At 45.8% G+C, this 19,756-nt stretch carries 19 protein-coding genes; all 19 read right to left on the reverse strand.

The window, feature by feature from the left end; genetic code table 11:
- Window positions 1-60: 60 nt before the first annotated feature.
- The 19 genes from NSU15_RS23265 to NSU15_RS23355 all read right to left on the reverse strand — a co-directional run bounded on the left by NSU15_RS23265 (window position 61) and on the right by NSU15_RS23355 (window position 19,746).
- On the reverse strand, window positions 61-1,176 hold the full coding sequence (locus NSU15_RS23265) for a Nif3-like dinuclear metal center hexameric protein (RefSeq protein ID WP_339287688.1): 1,116 nt from the start codon (window positions 1,174-1,176) through the stop codon (window positions 61-63).
- On the reverse strand, window positions 1,152-1,922 hold the full coding sequence (locus NSU15_RS23270) for a tRNA (adenine(22)-N(1))-methyltransferase TrmK (protein ID WP_076117474.1): 771 nt from the start codon (window positions 1,920-1,922) through the stop codon (window positions 1,152-1,154). Before NSU15_RS23270 ends, NSU15_RS23265 begins: the two co-directional genes overlap by 25 nt.
- A gap of 5 nt (window positions 1,923-1,927) precedes the next feature.
- Complete coding sequence (locus NSU15_RS23275) at window positions 1,928-2,752, reverse strand: hypothetical protein (RefSeq protein ID WP_339287690.1); 825 nt, start codon at window positions 2,750-2,752, stop codon at window positions 1,928-1,930.
- Between the two features lie 107 nt (window positions 2,753-2,859).
- On the reverse strand, window positions 2,860-3,993 hold the full coding sequence (rpoD, locus tag NSU15_RS23280; RefSeq protein ID WP_042130309.1) for an RNA polymerase sigma factor RpoD: 1,134 nt from the start codon (window positions 3,991-3,993) through the stop codon (window positions 2,860-2,862).
- Between the two features lie 40 nt (window positions 3,994-4,033).
- A complete protein-coding gene (gene dnaG / locus NSU15_RS23285) occupies window positions 4,034-5,854 on the reverse strand; it encodes a DNA primase (protein ID WP_339291442.1) in 1,821 nt (606 codons plus the stop codon).
- Between the two features lie 39 nt (window positions 5,855-5,893).
- Window positions 5,894-6,370, reverse strand: a complete 477-nt coding sequence (locus tag NSU15_RS23290; RefSeq protein ID WP_042132397.1) for a DUF188 domain-containing protein — start codon at window positions 6,368-6,370, stop codon at window positions 5,894-5,896.
- A gap of 239 nt (window positions 6,371-6,609) precedes the next feature.
- Window positions 6,610-8,685 (reverse strand): glycine--tRNA ligase subunit beta, encoded by a 2,076-nt coding sequence (glyS, locus tag NSU15_RS23295; RefSeq protein ID WP_339287692.1) that lies wholly within the window; start codon window positions 8,683-8,685, stop codon window positions 6,610-6,612.
- Window positions 8,678-9,565 (reverse strand): glycine--tRNA ligase subunit alpha, encoded by an 888-nt coding sequence (glyQ, locus tag NSU15_RS23300; RefSeq protein ID WP_042130314.1) that lies wholly within the window; start codon window positions 9,563-9,565, stop codon window positions 8,678-8,680. The genes glyS and glyQ overlap by 8 nt, the downstream gene beginning before the upstream one ends.
- Window positions 9,566-10,086: 521 nt before the next feature.
- Complete coding sequence (gene recO / locus NSU15_RS23305) at window positions 10,087-10,842, reverse strand: DNA repair protein RecO (protein ID WP_042130315.1); 756 nt, start codon at window positions 10,840-10,842, stop codon at window positions 10,087-10,089.
- A gap of 36 nt (window positions 10,843-10,878) precedes the next feature.
- Window positions 10,879-11,022 (reverse strand): YqzL family protein, encoded by a 144-nt coding sequence (locus NSU15_RS23310; RefSeq protein ID WP_076117313.1) that lies wholly within the window; start codon window positions 11,020-11,022, stop codon window positions 10,879-10,881.
- Between the two features lie 112 nt (window positions 11,023-11,134).
- Window positions 11,135-12,028 carry a GTPase Era gene (era, locus tag NSU15_RS23315; protein ID WP_042130317.1) on the reverse strand — a complete coding sequence of 298 codons (894 nt, stop codon included), beginning with the start codon at window positions 12,026-12,028 and terminating at the stop codon, window positions 11,135-11,137.
- Between the two features lie 692 nt (window positions 12,029-12,720).
- Window positions 12,721-13,140, reverse strand: a complete 420-nt coding sequence (locus NSU15_RS23320) for a cytidine deaminase (protein ID WP_042130321.1) — start codon at window positions 13,138-13,140, stop codon at window positions 12,721-12,723.
- Window positions 13,141-13,406: 266 nt separating this feature from the next.
- Complete coding sequence (locus tag NSU15_RS23325; RefSeq protein ID WP_042130323.1) at window positions 13,407-13,802, reverse strand: diacylglycerol kinase family protein; 396 nt, start codon at window positions 13,800-13,802, stop codon at window positions 13,407-13,409.
- A complete protein-coding gene (gene ybeY / locus NSU15_RS23330) occupies window positions 13,802-14,299 on the reverse strand; it encodes an rRNA maturation RNase YbeY (RefSeq protein ID WP_076117315.1) in 498 nt (165 codons plus the stop codon). Before ybeY ends, NSU15_RS23325 begins: the two co-directional genes overlap by 1 nt.
- Window positions 14,296-16,551 (reverse strand): HDIG domain-containing metalloprotein, encoded by a 2,256-nt coding sequence (locus tag NSU15_RS23335; RefSeq protein WP_339287695.1) that lies wholly within the window; start codon window positions 16,549-16,551, stop codon window positions 14,296-14,298. Before NSU15_RS23335 ends, ybeY begins: the two co-directional genes overlap by 4 nt.
- A gap of 14 nt (window positions 16,552-16,565) precedes the next feature.
- On the reverse strand, window positions 16,566-17,537 hold the full coding sequence (locus NSU15_RS23340; RefSeq protein WP_042130328.1) for a PhoH family protein: 972 nt from the start codon (window positions 17,535-17,537) through the stop codon (window positions 16,566-16,568).
- 15 nt (window positions 17,538-17,552) lie between these two features.
- Window positions 17,553-18,734, reverse strand: coding sequence for a sporulation protein YqfD (gene yqfD, locus NSU15_RS23345; RefSeq protein ID WP_042130330.1), 1,182 nt, complete (start codon window positions 18,732-18,734; stop codon window positions 17,553-17,555).
- A complete protein-coding gene (gene yqfC / locus NSU15_RS23350; protein ID WP_042130332.1) occupies window positions 18,731-19,024 on the reverse strand; it encodes a sporulation protein YqfC in 294 nt (97 codons plus the stop codon). Before yqfC ends, yqfD begins: the two co-directional genes overlap by 4 nt.
- A gap of 170 nt (window positions 19,025-19,194) precedes the next feature.
- The gene (locus NSU15_RS23355) at window positions 19,195-19,746 is read right to left on the reverse strand and encodes a hypothetical protein (protein WP_339287696.1); all 552 of its coding nucleotides are present in this window, start codon (window positions 19,744-19,746) and stop codon (window positions 19,195-19,197) included.
- Window positions 19,747-19,756: the final 10 nt, after the last annotated feature.

Genomic DNA, 19,756 nt, shown 5'->3' on the forward strand with positions numbered 1-19,756 from the left:
ACAACATTATATATTATACAGACATCACATGTCTGGCACAAGCATTATTAACTGGCAGTTTTATAAAAACTTAAATGGCTCTGTATTCACCTGCGAAGCATGTACAGCTGTATCGTACTTATGCTCCACTAGTTTCCCCATCATCCACTCTGCTACTTTCTCTTTCATGATCTTCTCCGCGTTATGTCCCGGATCAATCAGAGTGATACCAGCAAGCACGGCATCCTGTGCTGTATGGTAATCAAGGTCACCCGTAACCAGTACATCCGCACCACGGAAAATAGCACTACTATAATACTTTCCACCGGAACCGCCGAGAACAGCAGCCTTACGAATCGGACGCTCCAAATCACCCACAACACGAACATGGTCTACCTTCAGACCTTTTTTTACCGTCTCAACGAATTGCCCAAGTGTTGTAGGCTCTTTGAGCTTACCTACTCGCCCAAGCCCTAAACTGCGACCTTTAAGATCCATCGTGTACAAATCGTAGGCAACTTCTTCATACGGATGAGCCTTGAGCATAGCCTGTACCACTTTATTGCGGATAGTGTGTGGCACGATCGTCTCAATACTAATCTCTTCGGCACGCTCCAGCTTACCTTTTTCCCCGATATAAGGGTCTGTGCCTTCTCCCGGAATAAAAGTTCCGTATCCCTCGATATTGAAGCTGCAATGACTATAGTTCCCAATTGCCCCTGCTCCTGCATTCAGGATAGCATCCAACACTTTCTGATGGTGGTCTTTTGGCACAAATACCACCAACTTCGACAATTGCTCTGAATGAATGTCTTTGATAGGCACTCCGTTCTCTATGCCCAGAGCTTCCGCCATCCAATCGTTCATTCCACCTTCAGTAACATCCAGATTCGTATGACTGATATATACCGCGATGTCATTTTTGATCAGTTTTTCATACATTCTACCCATCGGTGTATCGGTCTGAATCCCTTGAAGCGGACGGAAAATAATCGCATGGTGGGCTATGATTAGATTACAGCCGAGTCTAATCGCTTCTTCGACGACTTCATCATTAACATCCAGTGCAACCAGCACATTGGTAATTTCTTTCTGTAAGGAACCTAGTTGCAGACCGACTTTGTCCCACTCTTCGGCTAAATGCTTCGGAGCCAGTTGCTCCATATATTGAATTACTGTTTGTCCTTTGGCAAGCATTGCAGCACCTCCGTAATCTCCTTGATCTGATCTCGAATTAATTTCCGTTTATTCTCCGCAGATTCGAGTTCTGAACGTGATAATGATGTTAGAATGCCTTCCAATTTCTGAATCTCTCCCTGCCACTTAGCAAAAAACACTTCATTCGGTGCTTGAATCAGAAAAGGTCCCATCTGTAGCAAGGTATCCCGACCACGAACCATAGCGGAATCGCCTAACGTAACCTCACGATATACATTGGCATTTGTAATTCCCGCACTTGAATCCTCTGGTACAGCGGTCAATACTTCATACAGTTTTCCGTCTTCTTCCAGAATGCTTTCAGCTACAAGAACCCAATCATTATTTAGCAGCCATCGACGCAAAATATCCTCGCCCACATTCGGCTGGAGTACAAGTGTTGTAACATCCTTTAGCTTGCCTTGACTTTGACCACGGTCTAAAATCGAGGCAATTAAAGCCCCTCCCATGCCTGCGATCGTGATACAATTAACTTCACCAGGTTCCAGTACCTCAAGGCCATCTCCTCGCCGCACTGAGATCACCTTCCCTAGTCCGGCCTCTGCAACGCCTTTACAAGCAGCATCAAAGGGACCCGGGTTTACCTCACCTGCTACTGCGAATACAGCCTTACCGCTTTTTACAGCAGCTACAGGAAGCAGAGCATGATCAGAGCCGATGTCTGCCAACCTGCTTCCTTGCGGAATTTGCTCCAGCAATTGCTGAAGACGATCTGATAATTTCACATTGTTCATGTTGCCACCCACGTTATCCATTTTTTTCGAAACAAGAACAGCAGGACCAAGCCTACCGCAATTTTAAAAATCAGCATAAACGAAATCCACTGTGGATAATCCTGTCTGAATAAAAGCGCATCGAGCTCAGGCATGATCCATAGCGATACTCCCACTGCAAAAAAAACACTAGCGACGCCTCTCACTCTGTGATGTAAAAGCCAGCTAAGCCATACCATCATTACACACAATGGTAGCCATAAGAGCTCAAGCTCTAACATCGAAGCCTCAGGGCGTTTACCCCCAAAGAATCCCGCATATAGTAATGCCCAAAAAGCATAACCGCAGTACTGCAGCAAGCCGATCCGGAGTAGAAATCCCAAAATACACCATAACAAGCCACAGGCCCCAATCAGAATCGGTCTCCAGAGCTGGGGATCAAGATCATGCAAAGCAATCAACCATAGTCCAAAACCAAGCGTTAACACACTGCCTAGCCCTGCTAGGATAAGACTAATCACATGATTTCGATCCCTGTAAACCGCTGAGTATCCATAACAAACAATTAATACGGATAGTGCTGTTGCAAGTTGCAAAGGCCAGGGAAAAACGCTAAAATAAAGACTAATCAAGAAAATCAAGGAAATAATTCCAAAACCAAACAGCCAAATTTTGATGTTTCCCTGCTGTAGATTCTTCAGCGAAATTGGATTGTTGTCCTTAGCCGCAGCTTCATCGTCATACAGGTTGGTTAAGAAGTCGCAATATTGCTCTGGAAGCAATCTGTTATTTCTCCAATACTGAATCTCTTTTATAATAATTTCGCGTTTTTCCAAATTCACTGGCTCATCCTTCTTTCCAGATACACAAGGTCAGCACTTTTTAGGGTCGTAATTCAAATAAAAGAACCTCCTGCTACTGAGCAGCAGAAGGTCCAGTTCATGAAATACTATTCAAGGAAATCCTTAAGTCGTTTGCTACGGCTAGGATGACGAAGCTTACGTAATGCTTTAGCTTCAATTTGGCGAATCCGTTCACGGGTAACACCGAACACTTTGCCCACTTCTTCAAGCGTTCTCGTCCGGCCATCATCTAAGCCAAAACGTAGACGAAGTACATTCTCTTCACGCTCTGTGAGCGTGTCCAGTACATCCTCCAGCTGTTCCTTCAGCAGTTCATAGGCTGCTGCATCCGCGGGAGCCAAGGCTTCCTGATCCTCAATGAAATCTCCCAGATGAGAATCGTCTTCTTCACCGATCGGTGTTTCGAGCGATACTGGTTCTTGGGCAATCTTCATGATTTCTCTAACTTTCTCAACCGTCAGCTCCATCTCAGCCGCAATTTCCTCTGGCGAAGGTTCACGTCCCAGTTCTTGCAGCAATTGACGAGAGACACGAATCAGCTTGTTGATCGTCTCCACCATGTGTACAGGGATACGAATCGTACGTGCCTGATCCGCAATCGCGCGGGTAATGGCCTGACGAATCCACCAAGTTGCATACGTACTAAATTTGAACCCTTTGTTATGGTCAAATTTCTCTACCGCTTTGATCAGACCCATGTTACCTTCCTGAATCAGATCGAGGAACAGCATACCGCGTCCAACATAACGTTTAGCGATACTTACTACGAGACGTAAATTCGCTTCCGCGAGACGACGTTTGGCTTCCTCGTCACCATTCTTAATCCGCATAGCAAGCTCCACTTCATCGTCAGCCGACAACAGCGGAACGCGTCCAATTTCTTTCAGATACATACGAACAGGGTCATTAATCTTAATCCCTGGCGGCAGTGACAAATCATCATCAAAGCTGAACTCATCGCCCTCTTTGTCTTCATTGTCCTCATTTGGCCGGAGGCTGTTAACCTCTTCATCGTTCTCGTTTACAACTTCAATCCCCAAATCACTGAGTTGTTCATAGAACTCCTCCATTTGCTCGGGGTCTTGATCAAACGGCGATAATTTCTCCATAATATCTTTGTATAGCAATGATGATCTTTTCTTGCCTTGCTCAATAAGCTGGTCCTTAACCTGATCCAAAGTAAATTCTGCTTCCAATTCAGTATGCTGATCGTTCGCCATAATTCGACTCCCTCCTCCCTAGGTACATCCTGTCAACATTTCATTGTCTCTCTAGGGCTATAATCTCACTTGCTATTTGTGCCGCACGCAAAAAGTCACCTGACTTTTCCGCCTGAATCATCTCTTCACGCTTCTGATCCATCTTGCGCTGCAGTGGGTATTTCCGTACTTCGCGGATACAATCATCCAGCACCTGCATATTCCAGTCTGGAGGTGTATCCATCATGGAAATTGATGTAGCAGTTTTCTCTAGACGATCATCCTGAAGCGATGATAGAAACCGACTAATGCCGGGTGGTTTGCCTTGCGCGTAATAGGCATATAGATAAGCGGCAATTGCCGCATGATCATCGATGTTAAAATCTTCTCCGAGGCGTTCGCCCACATACGTGGCGGCTTCCGGGTCCTGAATCATAAAGGACAGTAGACGCCGTTCCGCGACATGATAAGCGGGCAGCAAAGTTGGTGTCTGCACTTGCCCTTTTTTATGCCTACCATTATTCCACCTTTTGTCGTTATTATCCCCTTCCGGGATGTTTTTTTGCATCGATGCCCTAAGTAAATTACAATCCTGCTTCAAACTATCATATGAAAGTTCCAGCTCAGAAGCGATTTCCCTTAGGTAAACCTCTCTCTCGGTCGAGGAATGTAACGAAGCAATGACCTCCAAAGCTTCTTTAACGTAGGCAATTTTGCCATCTTCCTCTAGGAGTATATGGTTTTTTTTCAGATATATAAGCTTAAATTTTATGGATGAGACCGCTGAATCAATAACCTGATCCATAAACCTTTCTCCACCATGCTTGGAGATGAACTCATCTGGATCGAGCCCGCTTGGCAGTAAGGCGATCTTTACACGCAGACCACTGCCTTCAAGCATAGGAATGGACTTCATAGCAGCTGCTTGTCCTGCCCGGTCACCGTCATAAGACAGTACAATTTCATCGGCCAGACTCTTCATCAGTGCTACATGACTTTCAGTTAAAGATGTTCCCATTGTTGCTACACCGTTATGCACACCTGCTTCCCAGGCCGAAATGACATCTCCGTATCCTTCAAAGAGGACGATTTGCCGCGTTTTGCGGATGGATGCTTTGGACTGGTGCAAATTGTATAAAATCCGGCTTTTGTTAAATAATCTGCTCTCTGGAGAATTCAAATACTTGGGTTGTCCTTCTCCAAGAATTCTTCCGGCGAATGCAATCACCTTGCCTGTGCGGTTCGCAATCGGAAAAATAATCCGACCACGGAAACGGTCTATATATCCTTTGCCCTCGCCTCGAGCAGACAGGAGTCCACCTTTCTCCATCTCAGCAAGATCAAAATTCCGTTTCTCCAAAAATTGTAGCAAAGTATCCCAGCGGTCCGGAGCATATCCGATCTGAAACTGGTCAATCATTTTATCGCTGAAATTCCGGGCTCTTAAATACTCCATTGCGGCTTTGCCGTGTTCCGTATTCTTCAGCAAGTAATGATAAAACTTTGCGGACCATTCATAAGCTTGAATCAACCGATCGCGTTCCGGATCAGGAGGAGACATCAGGCCTCCCTTACCTTCAGGTACGGGAATATCACTTTCTTCAGCCATTATTTTGACGGCTTCGGGGAAGGTTAATCCTTCGATTTCCATCCTAAATTTGATGGCATTTCCACCCATGCCGCAGCCAAAGCAATGAAATACTCCCCGGTCGGGGGTAACTGTAAAGGAAGGGGTTTTCTCCGAATGAAACGGGCAGAGGCCCCATAAATATTTCCCCTGCTTGGACAAATGGACAACCTTACCGACTGTATCGACAATATCATGACGTGCAAGCACGCTTTCGATAACTTCTTCCGGAATATTCCCGTGTCCGCTAGCCACTTCAACCACCTTCAATTCTTAACAAATAAATATAATTCGCTATTGCTCCACATTCTCCTGCAAAAGTATTAAAAGTTTTGTCATTTTATGTTGAAAATATAATTTTTCTTCTGCCGTTATAGGTTTCGGACCCTTAGAATAATGTCCCCGTCTTCGTTCCACGGCCCTGGCATGCCTACCTTCCAACATAAAATCCATTTTGGAATCATCATATTCCTGGCCACGAAAAGAAAGCACACTGCATCGTTTGCCGAGCGCAAGTGCTGCGAGACCATAATCTTGCGTCAATACCACATCTCCTGCATTAATATGATTGGCAATATATAGATCGGCGCTCTGATCTCCCCGGTCCACCTGCACAACCGTTACACCCTCTTCAGCTTTCAGTGCATGGTCATAAGAAGATACCATCAGTACTGGCACACCAAAAGCGCGCCCTACTTCGGCAATTTCTTTTTTGACCGGACAAGCATCCCCATCCACGACTATAGTTCTAGATTGGGACTTCTTCTCCATGATCATCACCAATTTCCCGTGTAATATATATACGCCCTCACCGCAAGAAATCCTTCTTTCTATGCATAAATACGGAACGGATGTCAAATGACGCATTGGCACCGTTCCGTATATTTATACCCCAAACCAACATTCTATACCATAAGACACAAACTTTTCTTATAGATGTTGTTCAAAAAGCTGTTCTTTGATCAAACGTCGAATCTTGAATTCAGCCAGTAACTCCGGTGCTCAGTCGTCTACCAGACGAGCTTGCCAAAATCAGCAAACGCCTTGGAGTCAGCATCAATCCCAGCAAGCAGAGCTAAACGGTTAGCACGTACCTGCTCATCCTCCGCCATAACCATAACCGAATCGAAAAATACTGTAACAGCATCTTTTAGACCCGAAAGAATACGAAGTGCTTCTTCGGCATTATTCGCAGACATCGCTTCAAGATACGGTGTGTGTAACTCCTGCCATGTTTTGTACAGCTGCAGCTCAGCATCTTCCTTAAGCAAAGAAGGTTCAATCACTTCGCTGGTTGCTTTCGCTGCCAGATTACTGACACGAGTGAGTGAATCTACGGTAATTTTGAAGTCTGCCTGCTCTAACACAGCACTCATAAGTGCACGGCTTCTGCCTACAACATCAACCACATCATCAAAGCCCGCCGCTGTAACAGCGTCCACAACATCATAGCGTACATTGTCGGATAAAAGGCGTTTAACACGCAGACCGAAGAACTCGTACAGGTTTATACGTAGTTCATCGTCAGAATGTTTCGAATTCCCTGAATTTTTATGAATTTCTATTGCCGCTTCAAAAATTTCACGCAGCGTAATCGGCAATTTATGCTCAAGCACGATTTGAACGATCCCTGCAGCCTGACGACGCAGTGCGTAAGGATCCTGGGAACCTGTAGGAATTATACCGATGGAGAAGCATCCTACAATCGTATCGATCTTATCCGCAATGCTGACAACCGAGCCGGCATCTGTCGAAGGTACTGCATCTCCAGCGAATCGTGGCTGATAATGCTCGAAGATCGCTTTTGCCACAGTTTCAGGCTCTCCTGCTTTGCGTGCATAATCTTCGCCCATAGTGCCTTGAAGTTCCGGGAATTCATAAACCATTTGAGTCACAAGGTCGAATTTGCAAATATCAGCAGTCCGACTTACTTCAGTGAGGGACCTATCAGACAATCCCAACTTTACAGCAAGACGATCGGAGATTTGGCGAATACGACGAACTTTATCTCCAACACTGCCAAGTTCTTCATGGTAGACGATATTCTCTAATTTGGCTAGTGCATCGTCAATCTTCATCTTTTGATCTTCTTGATAGAAGAATTTGGCATCTGATAGACGAGCACGGAGCACCTTCTCATTACCCTTAGCAATAACATCCAAAGATACTGCATTCCCGTTACGTACCGTTACGAAGAAAGGTAGAAGTTTGCCCGCTGCATCAAATACTGGGAAATACCGCTGATGCTCACGCATCGAAGTAATCAGCACATCCTGTGGAATGTTCAAGAACGATGGGTCAAAGGTTCCAAACAGTACGGTAGGTGTTTCCACTAGGAACAGTACTTCCTCCAAAAGATCCTCTTTGATCGCAATCGTCCAGTTTTTTTCTTCAGCCAATTGGTTGATTTGTTTCAGGATCAGTTCTTCCCGTTCCTTCACATCTACAAGGACATGCTGCGCACGTAAGCTCTCCACATATTGTACAGGCTCCGAAATTACGGTCTCTGTTCCCAGAAAACGATGTCCACGGCTCACATTACCTGCTTTTACATCCGTGATTTCCAAATCAATAATATCTTTCCCAAAAAGAGCAACTAACCAGCGGATCGGACGCACGAATTTAAAATCGTAAGCTCCCCAACGCATGTTTTTCGGAAAAGTCATTGCATTTACGATCCCTAAAAGACCTTCAGAGAGCAATGAAGCTGTCTCTACCCCTGCACTATTTCTAGTAGCATAAATATACTCAACTCCAGCAAGCTCTTTGAATGTAAATTGCTCTGGAGATACACCCTGACTACGGGCAAATCCTAAGGCAGCTTTACTCCAGTCCCCGTTGGCATCCAGTGCGATTTTGCGTGATGGTCCTTTAACCTCTTCGCTAATATCTTCTTGCTTCTCAGCCGCATCCTTAACTAAAACAGCGAGACGACGTGGTGTTGCATAGGCAGTAACTCCAGCATGGGTAATCCGTGCAGAATCCAACCACTTGGATGTTCTATCTTGTAGCTGTTCCATCGCAGCGCGGATAAAACGTGCTGGAATTTCCTCCAGACCGATCTCAAACAGGATATCTTTAGACACGGTCAGCACCTTCTTTCTTCAGCAGCGGGAAGCCAAGCTTCTCGCGTTCCTCAAGATATGTTGCCGCTACAGAGCGGGCAAGATTACGCACTCGGGTAATAAATCCAGTCCGTTCAGTAACACTGATGGCTCCACGCGCATCCAACAGATTAAAGCTATGTGAACATTTCAACACGTAATCGTAGGCTGGGAATACAAGATGTTGCTCCATCGCTCTACGCGCTTCTTCTTCGTACATGTTGAATAGTGAGAATAGCATTTTTACATCAGATACTTCAAAGGTGTAAGTAGAATGCTCAAACTCCGGCTGATGAAAAACATCACCGTAAGTCATGCCGCTAACCCATTCAAGATCGAATACATTTTCTTTATCTTGAATGTAGGATGCTAACCGCTCCATACCGTAAGTGATTTCTACGGCTACTGGATTGGCTTCAATTCCACCCACCTGTTGGAAGTACGTAAACTGAGTAATTTCCATACCATCCAGCCATACTTCCCATCCTAGACCTGCACAACCGAGTGAAGGGTTCTCCCAGTTATCCTCAACAAAACGGATATCATGCAAGAGCGGATCAATGCCGAGTGCTTTCAAACTATCCAAGTAAATCTCTTGAATGTTATCTGGCGATGGTTTGATAATAACTTGAAATTGATGATGCTGATACAGACGGTTCGGGTTTTCTCCATAGCGTCCATCGGATGGGCGACGTGAAGGCTCTACATACGCAACTCTCCATGGTTCAGGACCTAGTGAGCGTAAAAATGTCATAGGGTTCATTGTACCGGCGCCTTTTTCAGTGTCATAAGGCTGTACGATAATACAGTTCTGTTCAGCCCAGAACTGCTGCAGCGTCAAAATCATCTGCTGAAAGTTCATAATACCGTCTCCTTCGCTTTACAAGTTTTTAAAATATAAGAAGTATAAGCATCACACAATACTTATTTCTTATATTTCTCGCATAAACGCTCACCGTTCTTACAAGGACGTCGAAGGCGTTTATGCTTGCCTCTGCTTACTTAAAACTTCTTACCATGGAGGCGGCATTTTTCGCTCCGGACAGCAACAAAAAACCCCCGCCCCCATGCCTGATTAACAGACATAGGGACGAGAGCTTAACTTATTCTCCCGCGGTTCCACCCTACTTGATTCCAACCTTGATTCAGCAAAATTACTGCTAAAGACAAGAACGAAATCCACTTTCATTCGCCATATCCGTACTCCCGGGTGCCATGTTCATGAACATTGTCCCGCCAGGCTCTCACTACCCCCGGCTCGCTGAATCGCGACAAAATCGCTCACTACTTTCCCGATCAATGCACGTTCTCCCAAAATGGAGCGAAACGGCGATAAATCTTATAATTAAACTGATCCTATAGTAACGGAAAAATCAGATTTCGTCAAATCTTGTACTTGTCGAGCTGATCTAGGAAATTCTGTGATTTCAGCTTTAATCCAAGCTGCACATCCATAAAGGCTCGCATAATTTTCTTCAGTTCATCACGGCTGCTTTCTTTAACATCCACATTCCCTAATCTAGTTAGATCAAGTCTGGCGAATAAACGCAACAATTTCAATGCGCGGGCAGAGACCTCCATTGCTGGAGGATCATTATGTTTACAGCTGCGGCATAGTGCCCCGCCCAGGCGAGGGCTTATCAGCAGTTGTTCATCAGGCTTTTCAGCTCCACATATCACACAGGTGTCGAACTCTGGACCATAACCAGCCGCTTGCAAAATCTTCATTTCAAAAACATTAATAATAACTCCAGGTTCCTTATCTTCTTCAAGTGCATTCAAGCAAGCCGTAAGCTGGCGAAACCAGAAGCTCCCCGTTTCCTCATCATGCAGAACTTTATCAAGCAGTTCACAAGCGTAAGACGCATATGCAGCTTTGATCAAATCCTCACGCAAAGGGTGGTGAGACTTCGTGATTTCGCCGGAATTCAGCGTCCCAAGACCTCCGTTATTTCTAAAAAAAACAAATTCCCCGACGGTGAACAGCTGGATCAGGGCAGCATGGCGGCTTTTGACCTTCTTAGCGCCTCGTACCAGAACCCCTACTTTCCCGGCGTTCTCGGTGCAAAGCGTAATGATTGCGTTCCCCTCGCCGTAGTCCATGCTGCGGATGACGATCCCTTCCACCCTGTGTAGCATGCCTCTTCCCCCAACCATTCGGCAAGCAACCAGTCCTTATTGCGCTTCTTCATCACAGACCTTCTCTTCTTCCACTAGCTGTAATCCACTGTCTTCAAGTGGATAGCCAGCTTCCTTGTATAGCAGGTAAGCATCGACGTCTCCTGTCATTGCAAAATACTTCCACGAAAAGTTTCGCATTCGTATTCATCCTTTCTTGGGAAAGACGATGTCTCTTCAAGAATTAGGATGTGCGATGAGCCAGGTTCTATCCTTGCAATTCCTGCCAAACGAGAAATGACGGAAATAGATCTTAAAGGTCTTTATGGAAGCCCAAATCCCGCAGAACGCGGTCCTGATTGCGCCAGTCTTTTTTCACTTTTACCCAAAGCTCCAGAAAAATCTTCGAACCCAAAAGGTTCTCAATGTCTGTCCGAGCCCGTCTGCCAACCTCTTTCAGCAGCGCACCTTGCTTACCGATAATAATCCCCTTTTGCGAATCACGTTCGACAAAAATAACGGCAGACACATGTACCACACCATTCGGCTCAACCCTCATATCTTCGATAGCCACAGCAATGGAATGCGGTACTTCTTCGCGCGTCAAATGCAGAATCTTCTCACGGATTAGTTCTGCGCACACAAATTGTTCAGGGTGATCCGTAATTTGATCTTCTGGATAGTATTGTGGACCTTCTGGCAAATACTTAGCGACTTGCTCTAACAGCGTGTTAACATTGCTGCCCATCTTAGCGGAAATCGGAATGATTTCAGCAAAACTATGCAGCTTGTTATACTCAGCCATAAGCGGGAGCAATGCTTCCGGCTCTATTTTATCGATCTTGTTGAGCACAAGAATAACCGGCGTCTTAAGTCCGTTTAATTGCTCAGCAATGTATCGGTCTCCACCGCCCAAACCATCTGCAGCGTCCACAAGGAACAGCACAGCCTCAACTTCACCCAGCGTGCTCATTGCTGTCTGGTTCATGTAGTCGCCTAGCTTGGACTGTCTTTTATGAATACCTGGTGTGTCCAGGAACACGATTTGCGAATTATTCGTTGTATAGACCCCATGGATTTTGTTTCTAGTGGTCTGTGGCTTATCCGACATGATTGCAATCTTCTGTCCAATAACCTGGTTCATGAGTGTCGATTTGCCTACGTTCGGTCTGCCGATAATTGCGACAAAGCCTGATTTGAATTTCATATTATCTTCCTTCCATACTTTCCTTCTAGTTCAACCTTTTTCAAACATTTATTCTTTTTTATAAAGCTTTTTCGATCCCTCTAAATCCCCCTTCGTCGGGGGATTTAGAGAGCCCCGTCCCGCTGGATACCCGGAAATTGGCGTATCTGCAACGTTTGGCGGGATTAGAGGGACAATGCGCAGGAGCGCTTTCGTCCCCTATCGTGACACGCTTCATTGCTTCTTATCCCCACGGCTCGCACACTTCTGAGTTCACGATGATAAAGAAAGCAGAGATGTAGCTACAGGCAGGTTTATAAGTAACAATGTGCTAGAATTCGCTGGCTCCGTTTACGTATACTAGGAATCGCTAGCGGCTTTGCCGTGGTGCTTACCTCGTAATGTTACTCTAACAACACATAATTTGCATCATTCTAACCTAACTTGATGATGAACGCACACTTTTAATTGTATTTTGTACAGTTAATTCGACTTAGAGCTATGTCTTTGGTGTGTTAGTTGTATTCTGTGCAATTAAATTCTGTCTTACGAACCAACTATGGATTTAAACAAGAAATTAATTGTATTTTCTACAACTAAACATAGATTAATGTGAACTCGGGGCGATTTAACTGTACATTGTGCAATTAAAACAGCAGCCTTCGTTAGTTTAAACTTGATCTGCCTTTACTGGCATAATTCAGACTCTCGTTTTACTCAGGAGCTTGTCCTTGCTTCAGATCTACGGGACCAAATGCGCCTGGGAGTAATTCTCCCACAGTGGTCTCAACGATATCACCCTTCATGTTTCCAAGGATAACCTTCATGTCTGGTGAACACAACTCAATCATAACTTGCCGGCATACACCGCAGGGTGATACAGGACCATCTGAATCGGCAACAACGGCGATCGCCTTAAATGAACCGATAGCATGACCGTCAGCGATAGCACGGAATAAAGCTGTCCGCTCTGCGCAATTGGTTGGGCCAAAAGCAGCGTTTTCTACATTACATCCGTGATGAATATGACCATCCTGATCAAGGAGGGCGGCTCCGACTCCGAATCGGGAGTAGGGAATATATGCCTTAGCACGTGCTTTAATCGCTTCTTGCATAAGAAGAGCGGAATCCATATTGGTTCCTCCTAAAGTTTTGTTAGCGTTACTTCATAGAAATACTTCGTACAAAACTACTTCGAAAGCATTCACTTCGTTTTGTTAGCGTCACTTCATAGAATTATCTTCGTACAAAACTACTTCGGAAGCATTCACTTCGTTTTGCAGAGCGTTACACCGTAGAATTACTTCGTACAAAACTCGCTTCCTAAACATCCAGTAACCAAAGAGGCGGAATCGCAAAACGCGGGTCCGCCTCTCCCCTGAATTGAATTGTAACCTGATTATGACATAAGTCCGCTAATCCAGTCCATCACCGGGTGGTAAAAAACATAGACCCCAACTAAGACAGCAAACACCGCCGTAAGAAGCACAGCTCCTGCGGCGGTATCTTTAGCTCTCTTAGCCAGTGGATGAATCTCCGGCGAGATCAGGTCTACCGTCGCTTCAATTGCCGTATTGAGTAGCTCGGCGGTTAAGACAAGCGTGATTGAAAAGAGCAACAGCATCCAACTGGCCAGTGGAAGTCTGAACACGGCAGCGGCAACAAGTACAACCACAGCCAAACAGCAATGCACCTTCATGTTAAGCTCGGATTTGAATGCCGACACGATACCTTGCGATGCAAACCGAAAAGAGTGCCAGAACTTCTTGTGTCCTACCGCCGTGTTCTTCACCATTAGCGAGTCAACCCAACCTGAGCCAGTACCTTCTCTTGCTTAGACATCATCTCAGCCTCTGAAGCTTCATCCTGATGATCGTATCCTAACAAGTGCAGAAATCCGTGCACGAAGAGGAAACCAAGCTCACGCTCCAGCGAATGACCATATTCCTGCGCTTGCTCCTGAGCACGAGTTACGGAAATGATGATATCTCCCAGTACGTCCGGAACATCTTCCAGCGCTTCGCCTTCTTCTACTTCGTATATAATGTCCAGCTCGTCCTCTCCGCTTTCATTCATCGCAAAAGAAAGTACGTCTGTCGGACGGTCAATTCCCCGGTATTCCAAATTCAGCTCATGAATACGAGTGTTATCGACAAAAGTAAGCGCAACCTCTCCCTGATCGATCCCTTCCGCTTCACCTGCTTTTTGCAAAATGCTCTCCAGCAGCGCTATGAGATCGTCCTTTATCTCGTATTCTTCTTGCTCGTTATCCCAAACGATCTCCAAACTCATGTGTTAGCTGCCCCTTCCTCTTTTTTCGGCTTACGCACATCTTCTGGGTATTCGATCCGTGAATGGAAAATTCCCATGACCGTTTCTTTCAGCGTCCGTGCAATAATGTCCAATTCTTTAATCGTTAAATCACATTCGTCAAACTGATGATCATCCAGTCGACTCTTAATAATTTTTTCAATCATCGTCTCCACCTGTAGGACAGTTGGTTTACGCAATGATCTCACCGCAGCTTCAACACTGTCGGCGATTCCGACAACGGCCGATTCCTTCGATTGAGCCTTCGGACCAGGATAACGGAAATCTTCTTCTGTAAAATCAGGCTCTACACCTTTTTCTTCCGCCAGCTTCAGTGCCTTATGATAAAAATAATGCAGGAACGTAGTTCCATGATGCTGCTCCGCAATATCACGAATCGGCTTAGGCAGCTTATATTCTCGTTGCATTTCCACCCCATCGCGGGCATGGGCCACTATGATAGATTTACTAAGCTTCGGTTCAATAGAGTCATGCGGATTTTCCATGTTATTCTGATTCTCAATAAAATAAAACGGACGTTTTGTTTTGCCGATATCATGATAATACGATCCTACACGGCACAGTAGACCGTCTGCTCCAATCGCTTCCGCGGCAGCCTCCGACAGGTTACCTACCATTACACTATGGTGATAGGTTCCCGGTGTTTCGGTAAGAAGCTTGCGCAGCAACGGATGGTTTGGATTAGACAATTCTACCAGCTTCAGTGCTGATAGAATCCCAAAGGTTGCTTCGAAGAAGGGCATCAGACCAATCACAAGCACCGCAGTCAAAAGTCCACTCGCAAAAGCAAAACCAACGGCATACAGCGTGCTTACATCTTTCCATTCTCCACCAGCTAACAGCATCAGCATAAAGACAGTCACACAACCAAAAAGGGATACCATAATCCCACCCTTTAATAATGTGGAACGCTGACCTGCACGATGAGTGGCAAAAATAGCCACATAACAAACAACTATTGAAAAGAAGCCAAAAGTGAAGTCAAACACCGAATTCTGCTGAACATTCAAAATGATACTGGCGAGTATACTGATCAGAATAGAACAGAAGTACGCTAATGTCATATCCAGAAGCATGGTAATCAGCATAGCACCAATGGCTACTGGAGCCAGATACCCAAGATAGGAATGGACATCCGTCTGCAAAATTGCGGTCAACCGCATAGTGATAATCGTAATAACAAAAACAAGCACCAGCATTAATAACTGGGAATTATTATACTTGAAGCCCGCGGTTCCGCCTGAGTATCGGATAAATACCATCAAACCCGCAGATAGCATGGTAGCAAGTAATAGCAATCCAACCTGAGGCCAATAGTTGACCTCATTACTTAGCAGACCATTCTCATCCAAAAGAGCGTACAGCTCAGGAGTGATTTTTTGTCCTTTAGCCACGAGGACGTCCCCTTGCTCAATGAACACATCAGGTGTGTTCTCACGAGCCTGTACCTTCGCTTCCTTCGTTGCATCTTCGTCATAGAACTTATTGCTTGTAATAACGAGCCTTACTAACTCTTGCACAACCTCACGCGCCGTACGCTGACTCAGTGAGCTGATACTGACCTGCTCCGCCACTTTGGCGCGTGCAGTCTGGGCGTCCGTGATTTGATCATTCATCAGCCTAGTCACAATATCACGGGCGACTGGCTTCATTTCGATAATGTCCTGAGAGGTCAGTCGTGGAATCTTAATGTAAGTTTCATCAGGAATGACATAGGTCTGCTCTTTTATGACAGATTGCATTTCCTCCAAAAGATGATCAGAATAAGTGCCTCCGCCCCGATTTGAGGCTATGAAATTTAAAATAAAATCATTGGCTCTCTGCGGGATCTCATCACGATAAATCTCAGTCTTATCGCTTTGCGAAATCAAATCATCCTGATTGAGGCGATCAATCCGGTCCAGCAGTGAGGTCACAAGATTATCAGCCCTCATCGGGATAATTTTGTACTTAGGTGATACACCTTCGGCAGCTTCTTCCGCCGCTTTTAGCGTTGCCTTCTTGTCCAGAATTTGCTTAGGCGCTGTAATCTCCTTCGCACTGAGCGTATTCTCTTTAATATCATACCGCTTGGGCAGCAGATCGGGCGACAGACTGAAGTAGAACACAAGTCCGAGTAACAGGAAAAGAGCATAGCGTGTCGCCGCGCTATACTTCCACCCATTGTTCGTATATACAAATCCGCTTAATTTAGATGGTTGCTTTGAAGCCATGAAGACAATCCCCTTTATTGGAGGTTTTCGGCAGAGCGGTCATAGGCAACGATTATTTTCTGCACCAGGGAATGCCGTACTACATCCTGTTCCGCGAAGTAGACAAAGCCAAGTTCTTCTATGCCGGATAAAATTGCTTTGGCTTCAATCAAACCGGATTTCTTGCCGCGGGGCAGGTCAATCTGGGTAACGTCACCTGTAATCACCATTTTGGACCCGAAGCCGAGTCGAGTCAAAAACATTTTCATTTGCTCAGGCGTTGTATTCTGCGCTTCATCCAGGATGATAAACGAATCATCCAGCGTACGTCCGCGCATATAAGCCAGCGGGGCAATTTCAATTAATCCCCGTTCAAGCGCCTTAGCCACCTGATCGGGCCCCATAACGTCGTATAAGGCATCATATAACGGACGGAGGTATGGATCTACCTTTTCTTGCAAATCCCCTGGGAGGAACCCTAGACTCTCTCCTGCTTCTACTGCGGGACGCGTAAGAATGATACGCTTAACAGAGCCCTCTTTTAGTGCCGTAACTGCAAGCACCACTGCCAAGTAGGTCTTCCCTGTTCCTGCAGGACCGATTCCGAATACAATATCACGCTTCTTGATCGTTGTCACATAATGCTTCTGGCCAATCGTTTTGACACGGATAGGCTTTCCACGAAAAGTTGTTGTAATTTCCCCTTTGAACAAATCGAGCAATTGATCGACTCGAAAGTCTTTCGCCAGCTCCACAGCGTACTGCACGTCACGTTCAGTAAGTATGTATCCGCCCCGAATGAGGGACAGCAGCACATTAAACAATTGCTCCAGCATGTCTACTTCCCGCTCCGCACCACGTATCGTTAACTCTGCTTCACGGGAATCAATAATAGCGGGAATTTCACTCTCGATGATTTTTAGGAATCCATCCTGCGGGCCGAACAGCGATTGCGCTTCTCCCGCATTTTGCAAAGTTATACGAATGCTTGCAGTCTGTTCTGACAAGTAGCCTCATTCTCCTCAATTGTTTACTATTGGCAGTTCTTCGGAAATTTTCTCTTCTACTTCAAAGATCACTTTCATATAAACTTTACCATTCTCTTTCTTCTCATGCAAAACTTTTTGACTTTTGATTACGCTATCAACGCCATAACGCGCCAAAATATCATTCTTCGCCCGCTCGATTCCCTTTTCAAATCCAGCCTCGGGAGTCAACGTCTCACTCGTTTCACTAATCTCCAATTCTTTCTCAGTCATTAGGCCCAGCGGCAGCTTAATGGACCGCCAGGACAGCGGATCATGCTCAGTAAGCGTCCGTGATTTCTCGAAAAGAGATTCGCCATAACCCCATAGCTGTATAGCCCATTTGCCAAGCACCAGATAGGTTCGATCCTTACGTTCCCCTGTATATGAGCTGTTCGTTGTTGTAAGAGGCACCTCTATATTGTATTCATGCCATACTAGACCTTTAACCTCACCTTTAGCTACCACGTACTGTACATTTTCTTCGTCGCCTAGAGCACCAGAGATCAGGATATCGCCTTTTTTAACCCGAGAGTTTCGAGCCACAACCGGTCTGCCTTGCTCCGCATATATTTCAGTTACCACCGCATCAGTTCTGCTAATCAAATGCCGCTGACTAAGTAGAGGTTTGATATCCGGTTGTTTAGATTCTACCACTTGAATTTTAATGCTCGTCCCCGTCCGCTGCACCCCTATCCATGAAACGCCAGGTAATTGGGCTAGGAGCCCCTTAGAGAGCTTGTCCGGCTCATCCAGACGCCATATCCACTGAAAAGGATACACGCCCTCCTGACGAGCAGCAGCCAATATATCCTCAGAGGCGATCTTTTCATTCCCCTCGACTCTGATGCTCCACACCATCGTAGATAACATAAAGAGCGTAATCCCGAATACCAATATCCCTATGCCAAAAAATTTCCGTTTCCACAGACGCGCCATCAGAAATGGTAGTCCGCTTCTTCCTGTAACGTGCATCCGACAGCCTGTCTTTTTTAAAATCGGACGGAGGACATAAAAATCATCCAGAAGCAGCTTAAGGGAAGCGCCGCCCTCAGCGGGCCTCACATCCCAAATCACTATCCCTGCTTCAGAAATGACATTAATAAATCTCTCCACCTGAGGCCCCGTCACAAGCAGTGTAACGGATCCCCGCAGTGCTGAAAGAGGTGGTTCCTTCATGATTTCCCCTCGCTTTCGTTATATCTGATCTCTCCGATAATGCCTTCTACCGCCAGTTCCTGGCCAAGAATATTGCGGATGACAAGATTCTCTCCCGTGATTTCAAGCGATCCTTTAGCTAACGCGAGCTTAAGCTGGCCTGATGAAAAATGCAGCACGCCGCGATGGTTCTCGATATACAGTTCTTTGTTGCCGATCAGGGTGATCCGGGGCATTTCCTGTAATAAATCCTGTGGTAGATCTAGCACCCCGTTTGTCCATCCCCGCAGCCTGCGGCCAATACGGGTCATAAGTAGACGTTCCCCCTTCCTGCCTTCTGTACACCTTATGCGGCAACGCTTTTGTTTATGAGAAGAAGTAATAAAGGAGCACCTTCCAGGTAAAAAAAATGCAAAAAAAAGCCTTGGCCTCCTATCGCAAAAATAGGAAAACCAAGGCTTAATTGTTACTATGCTCGAAATTACGATCGTCGGGTGGAATGCGGCTGGCGAGCACGCGGAGGTCCTAGAATCTCCGCCCAGACTACACCATTGCGCAGTTCATCCCTATTCCCTGTTCTATTTGACTGAACAGCTGTGTCAGAGGACGAATTCTTCGTCTTCTTCGACTTGGGATCCGCTCCTGCTATTCCATCAAAAGCAGATTGAAGACGCCGCACCTCTTCCTGCATTCTTTGTGTGCGCAGTTCAACTCCGTCATCAGCGTACTCCAAAGACATACCTTCTCCAGTAGAATAATCTGGCGTTGGGATGTAGGCAGGCTCTGGAAAGGCAGGTGATGCGTCATACTCACGGGAGGATGTAGTAACAGGGTTTGGAAAACCACTGCCAGACTGTTCCGGTCGGTCTCCGTTCCCGTCTACATCCTTATTACGGCGGAGAGGATTCCCTTCTCCTCCACCAAAAGTAGGCATTCCTCCGCGTGTAGCACCTTTGGGCTTGTTCTTTGTAGCCTTGTTCACATTGGATACAATCGCGAAGATAATTACCGCAACAATATAGATCCAGCTCATGGAGATTCAC

Source organism: Paenibacillus sp. FSL E2-0201 (assembly GCF_037963325.1).
Classification (GTDB): Bacteria; Bacillota; Bacilli; order Paenibacillales; family Paenibacillaceae; genus Paenibacillus_AQ.

Bases quoted from the DNA above. Each gene is read 5' to 3' on its own strand.
- yqfD (WP_042130330.1), bottom strand. From the start codon at position 18,734: ATGAAGGAACCACCTCTTTCAGCACTGCGGGGATCCGTTACACTGCTT.
- ybeY (WP_076117315.1), bottom strand. From the start codon at position 14,299: ATGAGTTTGGAGATCGTTTGGGATAACGAGCAAGAAGAATACGAGATA.
- NSU15_RS23310 (WP_076117313.1), bottom strand. From the start codon at position 11,022: ATGCGAAACTTTTCGTGGAAGTATTTTGCAATGACAGGAGACGTCGAT.
- NSU15_RS23265 (WP_339287688.1), bottom strand. From the start codon at position 1,176: ATGCTTGCCAAAGGACAAACAGTAATTCAATATATGGAGCAACTGGCT.
- era (WP_042130317.1), bottom strand. From the start codon at position 12,028: ATGAAATTCAAATCAGGCTTTGTCGCAATTATCGGCAGACCGAACGTA.
- NSU15_RS23320 (WP_042130321.1), bottom strand. From the start codon at position 13,140: ATGGATTCCGCTCTTCTTATGCAAGAAGCGATTAAAGCACGTGCTAAG.
- NSU15_RS23355 (WP_339287696.1), bottom strand. From the start codon at position 19,746: ATGAGCTGGATCTATATTGTTGCGGTAATTATCTTCGCGATTGTATCC.
- glyQ (WP_042130314.1), bottom strand. From the start codon at position 9,565: ATGAACTTTCAGCAGATGATTTTGACGCTGCAGCAGTTCTGGGCTGAA.
- NSU15_RS23335 (WP_339287695.1), bottom strand. From the start codon at position 16,551: ATGGCTTCAAAGCAACCATCTAAATTAAGCGGATTTGTATATACGAAC.
- recO (WP_042130315.1), bottom strand. From the start codon at position 10,842: ATGCTACACAGGGTGGAAGGGATCGTCATCCGCAGCATGGACTACGGC.
- rpoD (WP_042130309.1), bottom strand. From the start codon at position 3,993: ATGGCGAACGATCAGCATACTGAATTGGAAGCAGAATTTACTTTGGAT.
- NSU15_RS23290 (WP_042132397.1), bottom strand. From the start codon at position 6,370: ATGGAGAAGAAGTCCCAATCTAGAACTATAGTCGTGGATGGGGATGCT.
- NSU15_RS23325 (WP_042130323.1), bottom strand. From the start codon at position 13,802: ATGGTGAAGAACACGGCGGTAGGACACAAGAAGTTCTGGCACTCTTTT.
- yqfC (WP_042130332.1), bottom strand. From the start codon at position 19,024: ATGACCCGTATTGGCCGCAGGCTGCGGGGATGGACAAACGGGGTGCTA.